At 63.7% G+C, this 19,982-nt stretch carries 16 protein-coding genes; 5 read left to right on the top strand and 11 right to left on the bottom strand.

Features of this window, described 5'->3' with window-relative positions; genetic code table 11:
* Positions 1-84: 84 nt before the first annotated feature.
* Positions 85-1,770: a methyl-accepting chemotaxis protein gene (locus RRU_RS10760; protein WP_011389829.1), complete on the bottom strand. Its 1,686-nt coding sequence runs from the start codon at positions 1,768-1,770 to the stop codon at positions 85-87.
* A gap of 270 nt (positions 1,771-2,040) precedes the next feature.
* Positions 2,041-3,879 (bottom strand): O-acetylhomoserine aminocarboxypropyltransferase, encoded by a 1,839-nt coding sequence (locus RRU_RS10755; RefSeq protein ID WP_011389828.1) that lies wholly within the window; start codon positions 3,877-3,879, stop codon positions 2,041-2,043.
* 86 nt (positions 3,880-3,965) lie between these two features.
* Here RRU_RS10755 and RRU_RS10750 point away from each other — a divergent pair, with 86 nt between their 5' ends.
* The gene (locus tag RRU_RS10750) at positions 3,966-5,060 is read left to right on the top strand and encodes a sulfate ABC transporter substrate-binding protein (protein WP_011389827.1); all 1,095 of its coding nucleotides are present in this window, start codon (positions 3,966-3,968) and stop codon (positions 5,058-5,060) included.
* A gap of 146 nt (positions 5,061-5,206) precedes the next feature.
* Here the strand turns inward: RRU_RS10750 and rnd are convergent, their stop codons facing one another.
* On the bottom strand, positions 5,207-6,367 hold the full coding sequence (gene rnd / locus RRU_RS10745) for a ribonuclease D (protein WP_011389826.1): 1,161 nt from the start codon (positions 6,365-6,367) through the stop codon (positions 5,207-5,209).
* Between the two features lie 123 nt (positions 6,368-6,490).
* Here rnd and aspS point away from each other — a divergent pair, with 123 nt between their 5' ends.
* The gene (aspS, locus tag RRU_RS10740; RefSeq protein WP_011389825.1) at positions 6,491-8,311 is read left to right on the top strand and encodes an aspartate--tRNA ligase; all 1,821 of its coding nucleotides are present in this window, start codon (positions 6,491-6,493) and stop codon (positions 8,309-8,311) included.
* 77 nt (positions 8,312-8,388) lie between these two features.
* Here aspS and RRU_RS10735 read toward each other — a convergent pair whose 3' ends face one another.
* On the bottom strand, positions 8,389-9,894 hold the full coding sequence (locus tag RRU_RS10735; RefSeq protein ID WP_011389824.1) for a CoA-acylating methylmalonate-semialdehyde dehydrogenase: 1,506 nt from the start codon (positions 9,892-9,894) through the stop codon (positions 8,389-8,391).
* A gap of 105 nt (positions 9,895-9,999) precedes the next feature.
* A complete protein-coding gene (locus RRU_RS10730) occupies positions 10,000-11,178 on the bottom strand; it encodes an NAD(P)/FAD-dependent oxidoreductase (protein WP_011389823.1) in 1,179 nt (392 codons plus the stop codon).
* Positions 11,179-11,404: 226 nt separating this feature from the next.
* On the opposite strand from RRU_RS10730, the gene RRU_RS10725 reads away from it, so the two are divergent.
* Positions 11,405-12,190, top strand: coding sequence for a cell envelope integrity EipB family protein (locus RRU_RS10725; protein WP_237703755.1), 786 nt, complete (start codon positions 11,405-11,407; stop codon positions 12,188-12,190).
* Between the two features lie 263 nt (positions 12,191-12,453).
* On the opposite strand, the gene RRU_RS10720 is transcribed toward RRU_RS10725, so the two are convergent.
* Positions 12,454-12,831, bottom strand: a complete 378-nt coding sequence (locus tag RRU_RS10720; RefSeq protein WP_148265478.1) for a hypothetical protein — start codon at positions 12,829-12,831, stop codon at positions 12,454-12,456.
* A 184-nt stretch (positions 12,832-13,015) separates the two neighbouring features.
* A complete protein-coding gene (locus tag RRU_RS10715; protein WP_011389821.1) occupies positions 13,016-13,483 on the bottom strand; it encodes a methylglyoxal synthase in 468 nt (155 codons plus the stop codon).
* 387 nt (positions 13,484-13,870) lie between these two features.
* Here RRU_RS10715 and RRU_RS10710 point away from each other — a divergent pair, with 387 nt between their 5' ends.
* Positions 13,871-15,073: an acyltransferase family protein gene (locus tag RRU_RS10710; protein WP_011389820.1), complete on the top strand. Its 1,203-nt coding sequence runs from the start codon at positions 13,871-13,873 to the stop codon at positions 15,071-15,073.
* A gap of 57 nt (positions 15,074-15,130) precedes the next feature.
* On the opposite strand, the gene RRU_RS10705 is transcribed toward RRU_RS10710, so the two are convergent.
* From RRU_RS10705 to RRU_RS10690, 4 genes are all read right to left on the bottom strand, one after another.
* Entirely contained in the window at positions 15,131-16,045 is a 915-nt protein-coding gene (locus RRU_RS10705; protein ID WP_011389819.1) for a dihydrodipicolinate synthase family protein, read from the bottom strand.
* Between the two features lie 39 nt (positions 16,046-16,084).
* On the bottom strand, positions 16,085-17,086 hold the full coding sequence (locus RRU_RS10700; RefSeq protein WP_011389818.1) for a 4-hydroxyproline epimerase: 1,002 nt from the start codon (positions 17,084-17,086) through the stop codon (positions 16,085-16,087).
* Between the two features lie 11 nt (positions 17,087-17,097).
* A complete protein-coding gene (locus tag RRU_RS10695; RefSeq protein ID WP_011389817.1) occupies positions 17,098-18,366 on the bottom strand; it encodes an NAD(P)/FAD-dependent oxidoreductase in 1,269 nt (422 codons plus the stop codon).
* Between the two features lie 99 nt (positions 18,367-18,465).
* Entirely contained in the window at positions 18,466-19,134 is a 669-nt protein-coding gene (locus tag RRU_RS10690) for a GntR family transcriptional regulator (protein WP_011389816.1), read from the bottom strand.
* Positions 19,135-19,395: 261 nt separating this feature from the next.
* Here RRU_RS10690 and RRU_RS10685 point away from each other — a divergent pair, with 261 nt between their 5' ends.
* Positions 19,396-19,773, top strand: a complete 378-nt coding sequence (locus RRU_RS10685) for a hypothetical protein (RefSeq protein WP_011389815.1) — start codon at positions 19,396-19,398, stop codon at positions 19,771-19,773.
* The last annotated feature ends 209 nt before the right edge of the window (positions 19,774-19,982 follow it).

Genomic DNA, 19,982 nt, shown 5'->3' with positions numbered 1-19,982 from the left:
ATATTTGCTGCTTAACGTCTGACGTCAGCCCCGCGCCGCCCTGCCGATCTCGCCTCGGTCGGGACGGCGGCGCGGGCCTTGGCCTTATAGGGCGCGGACCTTGTCGAGGAAGGTGGTCACCAGCGTCTGCATGGCCGCGGATTCGTCGCGCAGCCGGGTAGCGGCATTCAAGACGTCTTTGGCGGATTGCCCGGTATTATCAACGGTTTGATTGACGCCGTGAATGTTGCGGGTCACCTGATCGGTTCCGGTCGCCGCCTGTTCGACGTTGCGGGCGATTTCCTGGGTCGCCGCGCCTTGCTGTTCCATCGCCGCAGCGATATTGGCCGAGATTTCGTTGATCTCGCCGATGGTCGTGGCGATCTCGTTGATTGCCTGAACCGCCGCGCCCGTCGCCGTCTGCACCGAGCCGATCTGCTGGGTGATATCGTCGGTCGCCCGCGCCGTCTGATTGGCCAGCGATTTCACTTCGCCGGCGACCACGGCGAAGCCCTTGCCGGCATCACCGGCCCGCGCCGCCTCGATCGTCGCGTTCAGCGCCAGAAGATTGGTCTGGCTGGCGATGTCATTGATCATGGCGACAACCTCGCCAATGCGTTTGGCAGCCTGTTCCAGGCCGCCGACGATGCCGGTGGTATGGGCCGCCTGATCGACCGCCTTCTGGCTGACATGGGAGGCCTGGGCGATCTGTCGGCTGATCTCGCCGATCGATGAGGTCAATTCCTCGGCGGCGGCGGCGACGGTCTGTACGTTGGTCGAAGCCTCTTGGGCGGCGGCGGCGACGGCGGTGCTTTGCTCGGCCGTGCTTTCGGTCGCCTGCGTCAATTGCGAGGCGGTGGTTTGCATGGTGCCGGCGGCCTCGGCGACATCATTGATCACCGAACTGGCCTTGGTATCGAAGTCCTGGGTCAGCAGGGACAAGGTTGCGGCGCGCTGTTCCTGGCTGGCGCGTTCGGCGTTTTCGCGGGCGCGCAGCCCCTGGCTTTCGATCATGCTGTCCTTGAAGACCAGAACGGCGCGGGCCATGGCGCCAACTTCGTCCTTGCGGTTGTGGCCGGGGATATCGACGGCGGTGTCGTCGCGGGCCAGACGCTCCATGGTGGCGCGGAGCGCCAGCAAGGGGGCGGCGATGGTCTGGCGCAGCAACGCCCCGGCGACGGCGGCAACGATGAGAACGGCGATCAAGGCGGCGATGATGCCGATACGGGCGATGCGATTGGTGTGGTCGATATTCGCCGCCGCCACGGCGGCCTGAATCTGGCTCAATTCGGTCAACCGGTCGGTTGATTTGACGAGCGCCAGATAGAAGGGGCGGGTTTCCCCCCAGGTCAATTCGCGGGCTTCGTCGATGCGTCCGGCCTTGCTGAGATCGGCGATGCGCACCAGTCCGGCGGCAAAGCCGGCGTAATTGTCGGCGAAGGTCTTATAGGCTTCGCGCTCTTCGGCCGAGGACATCAGTTTTTCATACTCGGCCCGGGTCGCGGCGAGGACCTTCTCCGTCTGCTCGACGGTCTTGCGGGTCGTTTCCAGGCCGCTGCCCTGGGCGACCATGTAAGCCATCTGGTTGGTGCGTAGGCGGGAGATCAGGAACTGCAGGCTGCGCGCCTTGTCGATGGCCGGCAAACGGGTCTGCGAAACATCGGTCGCCGCCCCATTCATGTCCGATAGCGCCTTGATCGAAAAACCGCCGAGACAGGCAACCATCAGGAAGAGAAGGGAAAAGACCAGGATAAGCTTACGGCCAACGGAAAGATTGTTTAGAGAAGTCATGAGTATCCCCCATTTTATAAAGACAATCGCTCCTGCCCAGTAAAAAAGAGCATTTTATTCAATTTTGTAGAAAAAGACTTTGCAGGGCGATTGATCTATTAAAATACTATCATGGGTGGCGTGGTATGCAGAAAATATTATCGCCTGGTCTTTTGAATTCAATTAAAACATTGATTTAAAAAGATAAAACAAAGACGAGTGCTTTTCTGGTATACCATGAGGGGGAAGGGGAACGAGAAGACTTTCCCCTTCCCCCTCATGGCTGAGGAGTCACGCGATCAGGGCGAGGGCCTGGTCAAGGTCGGCGATCAGATCGGCGGCGGTCTCGATGCCCACCGACAGGCGGATCACCTCGTCGCCGGCCCCGGCGGCTTGGCGTTGGTCGTCGGAAAGCTGGCGATGGGTGGTGCTGGCGGGGTGGAGGATCAGCGAGCGGGTATCGCCGACATTGGCGAGATGGCTGAACAGCCGCACTCCCTCGACCACCTTCTTGCCGGCTTCGAAGCCGCCGACGACCCCGAAGGTGAACACCGCTCCGGGGCCCTTGGGCAGATATTTGCCGGCAAGCCCGTGGAAGGGGCTGTCGGGCAGTCCGGCATAGCTGACCCACGACACCTTGGGATGGGCGGCGAGGAAGGCCGCGACTTTTTTGGCGTTTTCCACGTGGCGATCCATGCGCAGCGGCAGGGTCTCGATGCCGGTGAGGGTCAGAAAGGCGTTTTGCGGCGCCATCGCCGGACCGAAATCGCGCAGGGCGACGGCGCGGGCCTTGGTGGTGAAGGCGAAATCGCCAAAGGTCTCGTGGAAGGTCATTCCGTGATAGGCCGGTTCGGGCTGCGACAGCCCGGGGAATTTATCGCTGGCCGACCAGTTGAAACGGCCGCTTTCGACGACCGCGCCGCCAACCGCATTGCCGTGTCCCGACAGGAACTTGGTGGTCGAATGAACCACCAGATCGGCGCCCCAGTCGAAGGGGCGGCACAGATAGGGCGTGGCCAGCGTGTTGTCGACGATCAGCGGAATGCCCGCCTGCTGGGCGACGCGGGCGACCTGTTCGACATCGACGATCACCCCCCCCGGATTGGCCAGCAGTTCCAGGAAGATCGCCTTGGTGCGCGGACCAATGGCGGCGCGGAAGGCGTCGATATCGGTGGGATCAACGAAGCTGCACTCCCAGCCCAGCTTGCGGAACGACTGGCCGAACTGGGTCAGCGATCCGCCATAGAGGGCGCGCGAGGCGACGAAATGATCGCCCGGTTCAAGCAGGGTGAAAAAAGTCAGGAACTGCGCCGCATGGCCCGAGGCGCAACAGACCGCCGCCCGTCCGCCTTCCAGGCTGGCGATGCGTTCCTCCAACACGCTGACCGTCGGATTGGTCAGTCGCGAATAGAGATAGCCGAAGGTATGCAGGTTGAACAACGCGGCCGCCTGATCGGTGTCTTCGAACACGTAAGAGGTGGTTTGATAGATCGGCGTGGCGCGGGCGCCGGTGGTTGGATCGGGGGCGGCGCCGGCGTGAACGGCGCGGGTTTCAAAGCCGAAGGGCGCCGGCTTGTCGGCGGGATCTTGCCCTGGCGGCGGCGATTGGCGGCGGTCTTGGGCGGTTTCGCGGCCGGGCGCCCGGCGCACCTTGCTGGAAATGATCCCCGAATTCACCCCTTGCCAGGATAACTCGCCGCCCAGGCGGCCGAATTCGATCTTGGGGCAGCGGTCCATGATCACCTCAAGCCCAGCGGCGGCGCCGCGTTCGGCCGCGGCGTCGTTGCGCACGGACAACTGCATCCAGACGGTGCGGATGCCCTTGTCGGCTTGCAGGGCGACGGCCTCGTCAAGGATCGCCCCGGCGGCGTCCGAATTGCGGAAGATGTCGACCATCTCGAAGGGGGCGGGAACATCGGCCAACCGGGCATAGACCGTCTCGCCCAGGATCTGCTGGCCGGCGAGGCCGGGGTTGACCGGGATCACCCGAAATCCCCTTGATTGCAGATACTTCATCACGAAGAAGCTTGGACGGTTCCAATTGGCCGAGGCCCCGACCATGGCGATGGTCCGGGTTTCGCCAAGAATGCGGCGGAGCAGGGCATCGGGATAGGAAAGGGCGTCGGTCATGGGCGATCCTTATCAAACGGCGAAGGGAATTGTAGACAAACCCGCTGGAGTTTACTGTTCTAAGGGCCCCAGGGGGAAGGATAGCGATGGCGACGACGCGAAACGAGGCGACAGGGAAGATCCGGGCCTGGGGTGGCCTTATCCTCCGTCTGTCGATCATGGTCCTGCTGATCGGTGCCGCCCTGTGGGTTGTCGCCGACACGCCAAGCCGGGCCTTGATCAATGTCTCCTATGATCCGACCCGCGAGTTCTACGCCGATTTCGATGCCGCCTTCACCGCCGCCTGGAAGCGCGAGACCGGCCAGACCGTGGTGATCCGCAGCCTGCACGGCGGCTCGGGCGCCCAGGCCGACAGCGTCATCGCCGGCGAGGAGGCCGATGTGGTGACCCTGGCCCTGGCCCAAGATATCGACACGCTGAGCGCGGCGGGGCTGGTGGCCAAGGGCTGGCAGGCGCGGCTGCCCTATGACAGCTCGCCCTATACCTCGACCATCGTTTTCCTGGTGCGCAAGGGCAACCCCAAGGCCATCACCGATTGGGACGACCTGCTGCGCCCGGGGGTCGGCGTGGTCACCGCCAATCCCAAAACCTCGGGCGGCGGGCGCTGGGCCTTCCTCGCCGCCTGGGCCTGGGCGGCGCGGGCGGCGGCAAACGGCGAAGACCCCGATCGGGCGGCCGAAGCCTATGTCAGCGCGCTGTATCGCCATGTGGTGGCCCTCGACGACGGCGCCCGGGGAGCGACCTTGTCCTTTACCGAGGGCGGGCTTGGCGACGTGTTGCTGGCCTGGGAGAACGAGGCCTTCCTGGCGCTTGAAGAGCACGGCGACGAGGCGGAGGGCGGCTTCGAGATTGTCGTGCCCAGCCTCTCCATCCTGGCCCAGCCGACGGTGGCGGTGGTCGATCGCAATGTCGATCGCCACGAGACCCGGCCGCTCGCCGAGGCCTATCTCGCCTATCTGTATTCCCCCGACGGCCAGCGTCTGGCCGCCCGCCACCACTACCGGCCGCTGCGCCCCGAACAGGCCGATTGGGACGACCGCGCCCGCTTCGCCAGCTTGCGGTTGGTTACGGTCGGCGAAGCCTTCGGCGGGTGGAAAGTGGCCCAGCCGCGGTTCTTTGACGAGGGCGGGGTGTTCGACCGCATCCACGCCGCCATCGGCCCCATTCCTCCAAAGGAATAGGGCAAATCCCGAGCACTCCGAATCAGAGTGCGACGACGATTTGCTTGACCATCAAGATCTGAGAGCGGTGAGCGGGAACCAGAGTTCCCCGCTCACCGCTCTCAGGCCGCGAAAGGCGGCCGGCCGCTTTGGGAGCGGGCGGCTTATTAGTTGCTGAGCGGGATGACGCGCAGGCCCTGGCCGTCGGCGGTTAGGGCGATGGCGAGGTGGCCGTGCTTAAGGCGCAGGGCGTCCTCGCCAAACAGGGCGCGGCGCCAGCCCTCCATCGCCAGGACATCGGCGTTGTCATCGGCGGCGATGCGTTCAAGGTCGTTCATATTGGCGACCAGCTTCTGCGCCACCCCGGCCTCCTCGCACTTCATTTTCAGAAGCACCTTGAGCAGATCGACCACCGGACCCAGCCCCTGGGGCAGGTCTTCGCGGTCGGGCGGGTGGGGCAGGGCCTTTTCGGGGATCGCCTGGGCAAGGCGCACGGCCTCCAGGATCCCCAAACCCATGGTGCCTTCGGCCATGCCCTTGGACACGCTGCGCAGCTGCGACAGGGCGTCGGGGGTGGTCGGGGCGCTGGCGGCGATTTCCAGCAGGCCTTCGTCGCGCATCACCCGGTTGCGCGGCAGATCGCGTTCCTGGGCGGTCCGCTCGCGCCAAGCCGCCAGTTCCTGGAGCAGGGCGAGGAAGCGGGCCGAGCGCGAGCGCGCCTTGATCCGCATCCAGGCGTCTTCCGGTTCGACCCGGTAATGGGCCGGATCGGTCAGGATGGCCATCTCCTGGTCCAGCCAGGCCGTGCGGCCATTGGCGGCCAGGGTCTCGGCCAGACGCTCGTAGACGACGCGCAGATGGGTGACGTCGCCGGCGGCATAGACCAACTGGCGGTCGTTCAAGGGGCGGCGCGCCCAGTCGGTGAAGCGCATGGATTTATCGATCCGCGCTTTCGCCAGCTTGGCGACCAGGGTTTCATAGCCGACCGAATCGCCAAAGCCGCAGACCATGGCGGCGACCTGGGTATCGAAGATCGGCTTGGGCAGATGGCCCGATTCATGGAGAAAGATCTCCAGATCCTGGCGGGCGGCATGAAAAACCTTCAGCACGCTTTCATTGGCCATCAAGGCGAACAGCGGCGCCATGTCGATGTCGGGCGCCAGGGGGTCCACGCAATGGGCCTCCGTGGTGCCGGCAAGCTGGATCAGGCACAGCTTGGGCCAATAGGTCTTTTCGCGCATGAATTCTGTGTCCACGGTCACGAAGGACTCGGTGGACAGCCTGGCACAAAAATCGGCGAGGTCTTTGGTGGTGGAAATCAAGGGCATAGGAAGGTTGTATCCCGCTCCGGCGCGGTCGGCAAGGGGGTGCCTCGCCGACTTGACAAAAGGCGCTCAAGGGTGTCCCTTCCGGTACCCTTTCCGGCCCCCGTTTGACCAGGATTCTCGACCATGCATCGTTACCGCACCCACACCTGCGAGCAGCTGCGCCCCGAAAACGTGGGCGAAACCGTGCGCCTGTCTGGCTGGGTCCATCGCAAACGCGACCACGGCAATTTGCTGTTTGTCGACCTGCGCGACCATTACGGCCTGACCCAGGTGGTTTGCGATGTTTCGAGCGCGGTTTTCAAGACCCTGGAGGCGGTTCGGGCGGAGAGCGTCGTTTCGGTGACCGGCACCGTCGTGGCGCGCACCGCCGAAACCGCCAATGCCAAGCTGCCCACCGGCGCCATCGAGGTCAAGGCCCAAACCGTCGAGGTCCTGTCGCAATCGGAAGTTCTGCCCATGCAGGTCGCCGGCGATCAGGAGTACCCCGAGGACATGCGGCTGACCTACCGCTTCCTTGATCTGCGCCGCGAGGACGTCCATGCCAATATGGTTCTGCGCAGCAAGGTGATCTCGTCGCTGCGCCGGCGGATGACCGATCAGGGCTTCTTGGAATATCAGACGCCGATCCTGACGGCGTCGAGCCCTGAAGGTGCGCGCGACTTCCTGGTGCCCTCGCGCATCCATCCGGGCAAGTTCTACGCCTTGCCCCAGGCCCCCCAGCAGTTCAAGCAGATGCTGATGGTCAGCGGCTTTGACCGCTATTTCCAGGTCGCGCCTTGCTTCCGCGACGAGGACAGCCGCGCCGATCGCAGCCCCGGCGAGTTCTATCAGCTTGATTTCGAGATGAGCTTCGTTACCCAGGAAGACGTTTTCGCCGCGATCGAGCCGGTGCTGGTCGGCGTGTTCGAGGAATTCGGCGGCGATCGCGCCGTGACCCCGGCGCCGTTCCCGCGCATCCCCTATGACGAGGCGATGCTGAAGTTCGGCAGCGACAAGCCTGACCTGCGCAATCCCTTGCGCAACGCCGATGTCACCGAGCATTTCGCCGATGGCGGCTTCGGGCTGTTTTCCAAGCAGATCGCCCTGGGCAGCGTCGTGCGCGCCATTCCCGCCCCCGGCGCCGCCGGCCGGCCGCGCGGCTGGTATGACAAGCTCAACGAATGGGCCCGCGAAAGCGGCGCCGGTGGTCTCGGCTATGTCGTCTTCGAGGAGGCCGGTCCCAAGGGTCCGATCGCCAAGAACCTGGAGCCCGAGCGCGTCGAGGCGATCCGTCAGGCCCTCGACCTCAAGGCCGGCGACAGCGTGTTCTTCGCCTGCGACAAGCCGCTGAAGGCCGCCAAGTTCTCGGGCCTTGTGCGCGAGCGTATCTGCGACGACCTGGGTCTGCGCGAGACCGGCGTTTTCCGCTTCTGCTGGACCGTCGATTTCCCGATGTACGAGATGAACGAGGAAACCGGCCAGATCGAGTTCAGCCACAACCCGTTCTCGATGCCCCAGGGCGAGATGGAAGCCCTGGAGACCATGGATCCGCTGGCGATCAAGGCCTATCAGTACGACATCGTGTGCAACGGCATCGAACTGTCGTCGGGCGCCATCCGGAACCATCTGCCCGAAATCATGTACAAGGCCTTTGAGATCGCCGGTTATCCCAAGGAAGAGGTGGAAGCCCGTTTCGGCGGCATGCTGCGCGCCTTCAAGTTCGGCGCCCCGCCCCATGGCGGCTCGGCCCCGGGCATCGACCGCATCGTCATGCTGCTGGCCGACGAGCCCAATATCCGCGAAGTCATCTTGTTCCCGATGAACGGTCAGGCCCAGGATCTGCTGATGCAGGCCCCCAATACGGTCAGCGACAAGCAGCTCAAAGAACTGCACATCAAGCTTGATCTGCCCAAAAAGGCGCTGAAGGTCGACAAGGGCGAGGCGGCCGGCGACAAGGCCGAATAAGCCGTTTCCGTCTTCCCCGCCGCCCCGCTCTCACCCCCGCCCCTTGGAAAAAGGGGCGGGGTTTTTCTTGGTCAGGCTTAGCGCATGGTCGGGATGACGAACTCGGCGCCGTCGCGGATGCCCGAGGGCCAGCGCGAGGTCACGGTCTTGGTTTTGGTGTAAAAGCGCACGGCGTCGGGGCCATGCTGGTTGAGATCGCCAAAGCCCGAGCGCTTCCAGCCACCGAAGGTGAAATAGGCCAAAGGCACGGGGATCGGCACGTTGATGCCGACCATGCCGACCTCGACGCGGGCGGCGAAATCGCGCGCCGCGTCGCCGTCGCGGGTGAAGATGGCAACGCCATTGCCATAGGCGTGTTCGTTGGGCAGGCGCAGGGCCTGCTCATAATCGGCGGCGCGCACGACGCTGAGCACCGGGCCGAAGATCTCCTCGCGGTAGATCGCCATGGCGGGGGTGACGCGGTCGAACAGGCAGCCGCCCATGTAAAAGCCGTTCTCATAGCCCTGAAGGGAGAAGTCCCGGCCATCGACCACCAGATCGGCGCCCTCGGCCACACCCTGGGCGACGGCGGCCGTGACCCTGTCCACGGCCTCGCGGGTGACCAGCGGGCCGAAATCGGCCTCGGGATCGGTCGAAGGGCCGATCTTCAGGGCGCGGACCCGGGGGATGAGTTTGTCCATCAGGGCCTCGGCGGTGGCCTCGCCCACCGGCACCGCCACCGAGATCGCCATGCAACGCTCGCCGGCCGAGCCATAACCGGCGCCGATCAGGGCGTCGACCGTCTGATCGAGGTCGGCGTCGGGCATGATGATCATGTGGTTCTTGGCGCCGCCGAAGCATTGCACCCGCTTGCCCGCCGCCGTGCCCCGCCCATAGATGTATTGGGCGATCGCCGTCGAGCCGACGAAGCCGATGGCCTTGACCGTGGGGTTGTCAAGAAGGGCGTCGACGGCTTCCTTGTCGCCATTGACCACATTGAAAATTCCCGGCGGCAGGCCGGCTTCCAGGAACAGTTCGGCCAAACGCAACGGCACCCCGGGATCGCGCTCGGAGGGCTTGAGGATGAAGGCGTTGCCGCAGGCGATGGCCGGGGCGGCCTTCCACAGCGGGATCATCGCCGGAAAATTAAACGGCGTGATGCCGGCGACCACGCCCAAGGGCTGGCGCATCGAATAGAGATCGATCCCCGGACCGGCGGAGTCGGTGTATTCGCCCTTGAGCAGATGGGGAATGCCGATGGCGAATTCGACGACTTCCAGGCCGCGCTGGATGTCGCCCTTGGCATCGGCGATGGTCTTGCCGTGCTCACGGGCCAGCAACAGGGCCAGGGCCTCGTTATCGCGGCGCGCCAGTTCCAGGAAGCGCATCAGCACCCGGGCGCGCTTTTGCGGGTTCTGGGCGGCCCAGGCCGGCTGGGCCTGGGCGGCGAGGGCCACGGCGGCATCGACCTCGGCCCGGCTGGCCAGATCCACCCGGGCCTGGATCTCGCCGGTCATCGGCAGGAACACCGGGGCGCTGCGGCCGCCGGCGGGGGCGGTATGGGCGCCATTGACGAAATGGGTATAGGAGACAAGGCTGGACATTATCGCTTCCCTGTTTGGTTCGTTGGTCCCTCCACAAGTGGTGTGAGTGGTCAGTCTTCGCCAAGGCCCCCCGGCCCGCCGCGGGGCTTGGCGAAGCCCCTTTGATCAGATGATGTTCTTTTCGATGATCGGCGCGCGATCGAAGGCGAAGCGCGATAGATCAAGGCTGCGATAGGCGCCGTGGGTGATCAGCTCGGCGATGCCGCGCCCCACCGCCGGCGCCTGCTGCAGGCCATGGCCGGAAAAACCGTTGGCCAGGATCAGATTGGGGCAGTCGGGATGGGGGCCGAGCACGGCGTTGCCATCAAGCAGGCTCATGGCGTAATGGCCGGCCCAGGCGCCGGCGAAGCGCACCCGTTCAAAAGCCTCGACCCGGCCGCCGAGCAAGGGCCACAGGGTTTCCTCAAACAGCGCGTGATCGACCTCGAGGTCCAGGCAATCGGGGTCGTCCTCGCCGTCCTTGGGCGAGATGCCGCAGATGAAGCGATCGCCCTCGGGTCGGAAGTAAAGCCCGGAGGGATCAACGACCAACGGGCAGGCCGGCAGGGCTTCCGGGCAGGTGAAGACGAAAATGAAGCGTTTGCGCGGACGCACGGCCAAGGCCAGCCCGGCCATATCGGCGACCATCGCGGCGCGGGGGCCGGCGGCATTGACCGCCAGCCCGCAGGCGATGCGTCCGCCCGAGGCCAGGGTGACGGCGCCGACGCGTCCGCCCGAACGCTCGATGCCGGTCACCTCGTCGGTGACATGGACGACGCCCAGGGATCTGGCCTTGCGGCGAAAGGCCTGAAGCAGCGAGAAGGCGTCGAGCCAGCCCTCGCCCGACAGGCCAAAAGCGCCTAACGCGAGATCATCGGTGCGCAGCCAGGGAAAGCGCGCGGCGAGCTCGCTGGGGCTTTGCAGGACGATATCGGCGCCCTCGGCCGCCTGCATCGCCTGATTTTCCGCCAGGATGGCGGCGCCTTTTTCGCTGGCCGCCAGCAACAGATAGCCGTTCTCGCGCAACGACACATCGGGCGCCGGTTCGCCCTCGACCGCCAGGGTCTGGTGGATGGTGCGCAGGAAATCGATGCCAAACAGCGAGATTCGCACGTTTTCGGGCGTGGAGAACTGCTGGCGGATCGATGCCGCCGAGCGGGCGGTCGATCCGTCCTTGAAGCTGGGGTCGCGTTCCACGACCACGATCTTGCCCTGGAACAGGGGATCGGCGGCCAGGAAATAGGAAATGGCGGCGCCGATGACACCGCCACCAATAATCACCACGTCCGCCGTGCTGGGCGCCATGGGCCGTCCTTCCACTCAAAGGGCCAAGACCGAAGGGAAGACCCTTGGGAAATACCCCCTTGTGTCCACCCGCGAGCCATCGCCATATCATGGCGTAAGGCCTTTCACAACAAAGTTGGATCCAAAAATAGAAATTGGATCCAGATCAGGAGTTTGCTTTATGGGCAAGGGTTTCGCGGCGGTTATGATCGGGGCGGCAGGCGCCCTCGCGGCTGGGGGAGTCCCCTTGGCTTCGACCGCCCAGGCTGCCGGACCGACGCTGGCCCCGCACGAGGCGGTTTACGCCCTGTCGCTGGCCCGCGCCACGCCGGGTGGCGTGGTCAATGCCCGGGGCGAGATGAATTACAAGCTGGAGAACACCTGCGCCGGCTGGACGATGGAAACCCGCACCACCCTTGATTTGACCTATGCCGAGGGCGGCGAGATGGCGACGCAATGGGAATTCGTCGCCTATGAATCCAAGGACGGCGGCGATTATTCCTTTTTCGTGCGCAACAAGCGCAACGGCGAGGTCGACGAGGTGCTCGAGGGCTCGGCCGCCCTGGCCGGCCAGCCGCCCAAGGGCGAGGCCAGCTTCCACAAGCCCGAAAACGATGTGGTGCCGCTGCCGGCGGGAACGCTGTTTCCCAGCGCCCATACCCTTGACATCCTGCGCGCCGCCGAGCGCGGCGAGCGCTATCTAAGCCGGACGGTGTTCGACGGCGCCTCGGAAGAGGGTCCGTCGCTGGTCACCGCCTTCATCGGCCCACCCTTGCCCGCTGGCGCCGAGGCGACCAAGGGGTTGAGCGGACCGGTGTCGAACGAGGCCGGAAAGGCCTTGCTCAACACGCCGTCCTGGCGGATGACCATCGCCTTCTTCCCGCCCGACGACCGGGAAGACCTGCCCAATTACGAGGTGCGGGTGCGCTACCACGACAACGGCGTGGCCCAGGAAATGGTCCAGGACTTCGGCTTCTTCAGCTTGCGCACCCTGCTCAAGGACATCAAGCCGCTGCCCGAACCCGACTGCTAAAGGTCGGCTCCGGGGGAAGGATGAGATGGTGATTTTTTGCGCATTGCCAGGGAAATCATCTGCGCCACCAAAGCCTATTTCTCGTTAATCAGAGCGCTTGGATAACATTCCCCTAGCCGGTTATAGATCCGCCGACTCTCTTTCGTCCATACACTCGTTCCCCTCTGCTTATTCCGAAGAGAACACGGCATCTTACGATGCCGTGTTGAATTATAGAAATTTCTGATAAATAATTAATTATAAATTACTTATATATGTAAAATTTATTCTGTACATTTTATTTTTCCTGTTATTTTTCCATTTAAATCATTTTTATAAAAATTTGCCTCAATAATACAATTATCAAGTAGTGTTTGTTGTTTTTCTATATTTTTATTAAATTTCAATATTTCTTTGTTAAAATTTGCCGTTTCAATGAGCTCCTTGATTTTTTCTATTAAAGATCCCTCATCATTAACATTGCAAGAAATATCTTCTATAGTGTTGCTCATGCTATTTAATCTACTTAATAAAGCGATAAGAATTTTTTCTTCATTTGAAAATCTTTTTTGTCCCATTGATAAGTATGTAATTGTAGATCCTAATAAAATTCCTCCAATAATGCCTAATATTACGCCACGGTAGAGATTTGTATTTATCATTGTTTTGCCTCCAATAAATTATATCGGATTTCACATTTTTTAGAAAAATAGTATCTCCAGATTTACCCTAAGTTGTGGGGCGCTCTGTATGTTTTTTTATGGGGAAGCTGTTCTCAATTGACGGGGCTGGTCAATTATCTGTTTTCTCTAAAAGTACTCATAGAAAGTTTAGGGCCTTTCCCCCCTAGACCTTGCGGTTGGCGTAGACGGCGAAGCGTTCTTCGGCCGGGGGGAAGCTGCCGGCGCGCAGAACGCCAAACAGCGGGCTGGTGATCATCAGATCGGCGGTGGCGCGGTTGCAGGCCGCCGGGATCTCGTGGACCTGGGCCAGACGGATCAGCGCCTTGACGTCGACGTCATGGGGCTGGGGCTCCATCGGGTCGACGAAGAAAATCAAACAGTCCAGATGTCCCTCGGCGATCAACGCGCCCAATTGCTGGTCGCCGCCAAAGGGACCGCTTTTCAGGCCGGTGATATCGAAGGTCGGGTTCTGTTCCTTGAGCACCCGGGCGGTGGTGCCGGTGGCGACCAGGGCGTGGTGGCCAAGCACGGTGGCATTGGCCGCCACCCACTGGCCCATGGCCCGCTTCTGTCCATCATGGGCGACCAGACCAATGGTCATGCGCGGCGGCGTCTCGGGGCTGTGGGACATGGAAAAGACCTTCGCTGGCGGGGGATCGGCAAGAAGGCCCGCAGCCTAGATCAAACCACCGCCGATGAGAATGATTTAGCAAGGCCGACGGTTGGGGATCGCGGGCGAAGCCCCGGTCGATGGGGGGGGCTATGGCCGCTGGGACCGGTAAGCCCCCGGGGAAGGTCTTCCCAAGACGCTCCTTGAAATTTGTGGTTAATTTACTTAAAATTATTTCTTTACTGGGGCGGGACCGCTGGTTCGGGCGATCCCTTTCACCGCTTGCTTCCTCAATTTGAGCCTCCCCGATCGCCTTGCGGCCGATGCGGGACCGCGGGAGGGCTCGTTCCCCCTGACTCCCTTGCGCTTTCCATCCTGACGATTTCCGCTGCGAGCAGGACTTTCGCCATGAATTCTTCCACGGATCCCGCAGTTCAGTCAGGCCAGGCCGTTGCCGCGCCGCGCGCCGATCCGTCGGAAGACAAACTCGATTACATCGATGCCGTTCGTGGCTGGGCGATCCTTCTGGTGATCACCTGCCATGTCGGCGGACAGTTCGCCCAGATGCCCTATCCGGTGAAACTTCTTACGAATTCGGGTGGTCACGGGGTTCAGCTGTTCTTCCTGGCCAGCGCGATCACCTTGATGATGTCGTGGTCGCGACAGACCAGACCGTTTCCAACGGCGACGCGCACCTTTTTCATTCGCCGGTTTCTCCGGATCGCTCCGATGTACTACCTTGGGGCGCTGATCTATTTTTATCTGAGACCGCCAAGCGGTGGGTTCGACCCCGGCCAGCTTGCTCGATCCCTTCTGTTCATCAACGCTTGGCATCCCGCCTGGATTCCGACGACGGGGGGATGGATGGTGGTGCCCGGCGGCTGGAGTATCGGCGTCGAGTTCACCTTTTATGCCGTGTTTCCTGTGCTGGCGATCGTGATGACCACCCTGCCGCGCGCCCTGGCGCTGAGCGCGGCGGCGGTCGTCCTCGCCTGCGTGGCCAACGCCCTGGCCTTGAAGGGGCTGGCCGATTATCCGCCGTTGGCGGTGGACGGTTTCCTTTATTTCTGGTTCCCCAATCAACTGATCGTCTTCGCCTTGGGGATCGTCCTGTTCCATGTGCTGGCGCGGCTGAAGGTCCGCCGTCCCGGCAAGCGCCTCACCTATGGCCTTCTGGCGGGTCTGGGGGGGCTGGCCCTGGTTCTGTCGCAGCGTGTCGCCAGCCCGTCTTACCTGATCAGTCCGCTGACCCTGCCGACCATGCTGTTGATGGTCTTTGTCTTCGTGGGATTCATCCTCGTCTTGGCCAAAGGAGCCGGGACGGTCTTTTCCCATCGGTGGCTCTGTGGTCTCGGTCGCCTGAGCTTCAGCGCCTATGTGCTGCACTTCATGGTCATTCAGGCCGTAAGCGCCTCGGGCATGGTCGATATCGGCGCGACCGGCTATCGGGCGATCGGCTGGCTGGTGGTCCATTGGAGCGTGACGATGATCGGAACGCTTATCGTCGCCGCCATCGCCCATAAGCTGATCGAACAGCCCGGGATGGCTCTGGCGAAAGGGCTGACCAGAGCGCGCGGAAAGCCGCTTCCCGTCGCGGCAGCGGCGGAATAAGGGGCAGGTCCCTGGCGGAGGAGCGAACGGGCGGCTCCGCCAGGGCTTTGGCGGGCTCTACAGGCTGTCCAGATCGGGCAAGGCCGGGCGGCAGGCCAGGGCGGTCTGGATGATCGCTTCGACGCGGGCACGTTCGGCCCCGACAAGGGGCAGGCGCGGCGGGCGGACGGTTTCGGTCGAGCCGCAGGCCAGGGCTTCGGCCAATTTGATGTTCTGCACCAGCTTGGTTGAGACATCGAGTTCAAGCAGCGGTACGAACCAGCGATAGAGGGAGCGCGCCTCGTCCAGCCGCCCGGCGCGAACCAGCCGGTAGATGGCGACGGTCTCGCGGGGGAAGGCGCAGACCAAGCCGGCCACCCAGCCATCCGCCCCCATCAGCAGGCCTTCCAGCGCCAGATTATCGACGCCGCCGAAAATCTTCAGGCGCGCGCCGAAGCGATTGCGCAAGGTGGTCGTGCGCCGCACGTCGTCGGAGCTTTCCTTGATGGCGACGAACTTCGGATCCTCGATCAGGGTGGCGATCTCCTCCTCGCCGAGATCGACCCGATAGGCGACGGGATTGTTGTAGATCATCAAGGGCTTGCTGACACTTGCCGCCACGGCTTGGTAATGGGCCACGGCTTCGCGGCCGTCCGACACATATTGCATGCCCGGCAAGATCATGAAGCCATCGGCGCCGATCTCCTCGGCCTTTTTGGCGAAGGCGCAGGCGCGGGCGGTGGTGGCCTCGGCCACGGTGGCGAGCACCGGGATGCGGCCGCCCGCGACGTCCAGGGCCAGGGCCACCACGGCGACTTTCTCGTCGATATCAAGGGTGCTGGCCTCGCCCAGCGAGCCGCAGCAGATGAGGCCATCGACCCCGGCATCGACCTGGGCCTGGACGCAGCGGCGCATCTCGTCGCCATCAAGGGAAAGATCGGCTTTGAACTTGGTGGTGACGGCGGGGAAAACGCCTTTCCAGTCGACGGTCATGGCGGGTCCTTATAGGGAAAGGAAAGAAGGGGAGGCGGGTCAGGGCAGCAGGAAGCCCTGCGAATAGGGCTCTTCGTCATAAAGGAAGAGGGTATTGAGGCCGGTGACCCAGGCGCTGCCTTCGACGCTGGGGATGATCGCCGGGCTATCGCCAACGGTGGTCGCCTCTTCGACCCGGCCATGGAACAGGCTGCCGATGATGCTTTCGTGGACGAAGGCGTCGCCGGGCGCCAGAGCCCCGCGCGCCGCCAATTGGGCCATGCGGGCCGAGGTGCCGGTGCCGCAGGGGCTGCGATCGACGCCGCGCTCGCCATAGAAAACGGCGTTGCGCCCCTGGGCCAGGGCATCGCGGGGCTTGCCCGTCCACATCACATGGCTGAGGCCGCGCAGGCGCGGATCGGCCTTGTGGATGATCTCATAGCGCTCGTTGACCAGGGCGCGGATCTTCGGGCTGAAGCTTTGGATATCCATCACCGACAAGGCGTCGAGATCGGCATAGCCGGGCTGGGGCTCGATGATGGCGTAGAAATTGCCGCCATAGGCGATATCGAAAGTCAGCGGCCCCAGGCCGGGAACCTCCACCTGATAGCCGGTGCCATGCAGATAGGCCGGCACATTGCGCAGGCGCACCGAGGTGATCTTGTCGCCTTGCTGGGTATAGCGCGCCTCGACCACCCCGGCGGGGGTGTCCAGACGCAGCAGGCCGGGCTCGCGTGGGCGGACAAGGCCGTGTTCCAGGGCGACGGTGACCGTGCCGATGGTGCCGTGACCACACATCGGCAGGCAGCCGCTGGTCTCGATGAAGAGAATGGCGATGTCGCAATCGGCGCGGGTCGGCGGATACAAGATGCTGCCCGACATGGCGTCGTGGCCGCGTGGCTCGAACATCAAACCGGTGCGGATCCAGTCGTACTCACGCAGGAAATGGGCCCGGCGCTCCATCATCGTCGCCCCCGTGAGCAGGGGCGCGCCGCCCGAGACCAGACGCACCGGATTGCCGCAGGTATGGGCATCGATGCACGAAAAAGTATGACGGGCCATGGATGGGGTCCTTAGGCGAAGCGGGAGAGGGAAAAGGCGCCGGCGTCGATCGGCGCCGTCTCGCCACAGGCCAGGGCGGCGATCATCGCCGCCGTGCCCGGGGCATTGGTCAGGCCAAGATGACCATGGCCGAAGGCCAGCAACACGCCCGCGCCGTCGCCGGGCAGGGCGTCGATCACCGGCAGGCTGTCGGGCGTTGACGGCCGTTGGCCCATCCACCGGCTGCCGCCGGCGTCGCGCAGCCCGGGCAGGAAGCGCTTGGCGACGGTCAACAGCGCGTCGCAGCGCCGGTAATTGGCCGGGGCGGTCAATCCGGCGAATTCGGCCGCACCGCCGATGCGCAGGCCGATATCCAAGGGCGAGAGCATGAATTTGCCCTCGGCCGAACTGATCGGGCAGCCGATGCGCACCCCCGGATCGGGCAAGGTGGTGTTATAGCCGCGCTCGCTTTCCAGCAGCACCCGATGGCCCAGGGCCCGGCAAAGCGCCCCCGACCATGCTCCGGCGGCGATCACCACCCGGGCGCCCTCCAGGCTGGCGCCGCCCTCAAGGCGCAGGCGCGCGCGGCCCGCGCCGCGCTCGATGCCCAGAACCCGGCCGCGCACCAGCACGGCCCCCCGAGCCACGGCGCGTTCGGCCAGCTTGGCGGTGATATGGGCCGGGTCGGAGACATGGGCGTAGCGCGGATGGAATACCCCGTGGCGGAAAATCGGCGCCAGATCGGGTTCGCGCTCGGCCAGGGCGCCCGGGGTCAGGATCTCGCTGACGATGCCATGCTCGGCCTGGACCCGGCGGGCGGCGGCATCGGCTTGGAAGGCCGCGTCGGTTTCATAAAGGGTCAGGGTGCCTTGCGCGTGGATATCGCCTGCCAGGCCGTGGGCGCGCGCCAGCTCGGGCCAAAGCCGCCAGCTGAGATCGGCCAGCGGCGCCAAGGCGGCGGTGGCGGCGATCACCCCTTGCGGCGTGCCGGCGCGCAGGAAGCGCAGCAACCAGGGGATCAGGGCCGGCAGATGGCCAGGGCGCAGGGCCAGGGGGCCCAAGGGGTCGAGCAGCCAACGCGGCACCTTCCAGGCCAGCCCGGGCGCCGCCATCGGCAAGATCTCGCTGGCCGCCAAACAACCGGCATTGCCGAAGCTGGCTTCTTGGCCCGGTTCCTTGGCATCGATCAGGGTGACGGACAGCCCGCGCTCTTGCAGGGCGAGGGCGCAGCACACGCCGATGATCCCGGCGCCAACGACCAGGGTGGGAAGAGGGGGGGCGGCATCGGCGGGCGAGGGCATGGGTTTTGGCCTCCAGGGACGAAAGCCATTTTGTATATTGGATCCAAAAATGTCCAGGGCTTTGGTGGGGTCCTGGCGGCGGAAGTCGCCGTTCCCCGATCAGGCCTTGCCGTAATTGTCGCGCAGAAAGCCGGTCAGATCGCCGGCCGCCCCCAAAATATGGTCGCGGACCATCGCGGCGCAGTCTTCGACGGCGCCGGCCCGGGCCTTGGCCAGGATGGCGCGATGTTCGAGTCGCGATTTGCGCGCGCCGTCGGTCAGATTGATCTGCAGCCGGGTATAGCGATCGACCCGACGGCGCAGGCCATCGACGATCGCCATGGTTTGCGGGCGCTCGGCCGGTTCAAGCAGCATCTGGTGGAAGACCCAGTTCAGTTCCCCCCAGCGCGCCATGTCGCCGGCGTCCAGGGCGGCGTCATAGGCGTCAAGCACGCTTTCCGCCCGGTCGAAGTCGGCGGTCGACAGATGGATGAGCGAGCGGCGCAGCAGGTGGGGTTCAAGGATCGAGCGGATCTCGAAGATCTCGGTGATCTCCGACAGCGACAGCGAGGCGACCACCGAGCTGCGATGGGCATGGCCGATGATCAACCCCTCGGCTTCCAACTGGCGCAAGGCTTCGCGCACCGGAATGCGGCTGACCTCGTATTGGCGGGCCAGGGCGTCCTGGCGCAGTTGCGTCCCCTCGGCGATCTGGCCATTGAGAATGGCGTCGCGCAACAGGGCGGTGAGGCCGCTCGACATGGTTTGACGGTTGAGGGTCGTCGTCATCGGGATTTCCCCCATAGGGACACGGGCGTGCCGGCCGTGGATGGGACCACGGGCTGAAACTGTTGGGATAAAGGATCCAACAGGCAAGGTAAAGCGACCATCGGCTTCGGGGGGGCAGGGGGGCGGCGACAGCGGATGGGGGGATGATGCATCGGCAAGGAAAGAAGAGGGAGATTTGCAACCCGATGAAAGTCTCGTCGTTTGTGAAGCAAGATGCCGACGCAAGGCGTTGGTTAAATGGCTTTGAAACGGAGAAAACCCATGAAGGTTCGTTTGTTTGCCGCGACCGTGGCCCTGGTCGCGCCCCTTGGTCTGACTTTGCCTGCCCTGGCCCAAAGTTCCACGATGCCCGGAACCACCCCGGGAAGTTCTTCCGGAACGACCGGGGGCGCGGCGAATGATACGGGGGCCAATAGCCCTGGAAATTCGCAATGGGGCAATACGGGCGCCGTCACCGATGGCGATACCCCGGGCAAGTCCACCGGCACGCCCCATCCCAACCAGGATGGCGATATGGGCACCGGCTTTGATGATAGCGCCGCCGGCAAGGCGCTCGATTCCAAGGGCGCGACCGGCAAGCCGGGCAAGACCGCCGATCCGGCCCCCAAGGTTCCCAAGACCAACCAAACCAATCCGTGATCCCCGCTAGCGCTTCCCGGTCCCGACCGCTGGTCGGGACCGGGGGCTTTCCCGCCGTCCCCGCTCCACGGTTTCTGGAATAGATAAAAATCAAGGAACGGGATGGATAAGGGAATAAAAGTCTATGATCGATTGAAACCGATCACGCCAAGAAGCGTTGTCTTTTTCAGAAGGGAAGATCGCGTGTCTCGATACCGCAATTTCCCTGT

The sequence above is a fragment of the Rhodospirillum rubrum ATCC 11170 genome, assembly GCF_000013085.1.
Classification (GTDB): Bacteria; Pseudomonadota; Alphaproteobacteria; order Rhodospirillales; family Rhodospirillaceae; genus Rhodospirillum; species Rhodospirillum rubrum.
The sequence above is the reverse complement of the archived record's forward strand: the minus strand, read 5'-3'. Positions and strand labels throughout refer to the sequence as shown.

Coding starts and splice junctions, on each gene's coding strand:
- RRU_RS10720 (WP_148265478.1), bottom strand. CDS start 12,831: ATGATAAATACAAATCTCTACCGTGGCGTAATATTAGGCATTATTGGA.
- RRU_RS10730 (WP_011389823.1), bottom strand. CDS start 11,178: ATGGCGCCCAGCACGGCGGACGTGGTGATTATTGGTGGCGGTGTCATC.
- RRU_RS10685 (WP_011389815.1), top strand. CDS start 19,396: ATGAAGGTTCGTTTGTTTGCCGCGACCGTGGCCCTGGTCGCGCCCCTT.
- RRU_RS10705 (WP_011389819.1), bottom strand. CDS start 16,045: ATGACCGTCGACTGGAAAGGCGTTTTCCCCGCCGTCACCACCAAGTTC.
- RRU_RS10690 (WP_011389816.1), bottom strand. CDS start 19,134: ATGACGACGACCCTCAACCGTCAAACCATGTCGAGCGGCCTCACCGCC.
- RRU_RS10695 (WP_011389817.1), bottom strand. CDS start 18,366: ATGCCCTCGCCCGCCGATGCCGCCCCCCCTCTTCCCACCCTGGTCGTT.
- RRU_RS10735 (WP_011389824.1), bottom strand. CDS start 9,894: ATGTCCAGCCTTGTCTCCTATACCCATTTCGTCAATGGCGCCCATACC.
- RRU_RS10700 (WP_011389818.1), bottom strand. CDS start 17,086: ATGGCCCGTCATACTTTTTCGTGCATCGATGCCCATACCTGCGGCAAT.
- RRU_RS10710 (WP_011389820.1), top strand. CDS start 13,871: ATGAATTCTTCCACGGATCCCGCAGTTCAGTCAGGCCAGGCCGTTGCC.
- rnd (WP_011389826.1), bottom strand. CDS start 6,367: ATGCCCTTGATTTCCACCACCAAAGACCTCGCCGATTTTTGTGCCAGG.
- RRU_RS10755 (WP_011389828.1), bottom strand. CDS start 3,879: ATGACCGACGCCCTTTCCTATCCCGATGCCCTGCTCCGCCGCATTCTT.
- RRU_RS10715 (WP_011389821.1), bottom strand. CDS start 13,483: ATGTCCCACAGCCCCGAGACGCCGCCGCGCATGACCATTGGTCTGGTC.
- RRU_RS10750 (WP_011389827.1), top strand. CDS start 3,966: ATGGCGACGACGCGAAACGAGGCGACAGGGAAGATCCGGGCCTGGGGT.
- RRU_RS10760 (WP_011389829.1), bottom strand. CDS start 1,770: ATGACTTCTCTAAACAATCTTTCCGTTGGCCGTAAGCTTATCCTGGTC.
- aspS (WP_011389825.1), top strand. CDS start 6,491: ATGCATCGTTACCGCACCCACACCTGCGAGCAGCTGCGCCCCGAAAAC.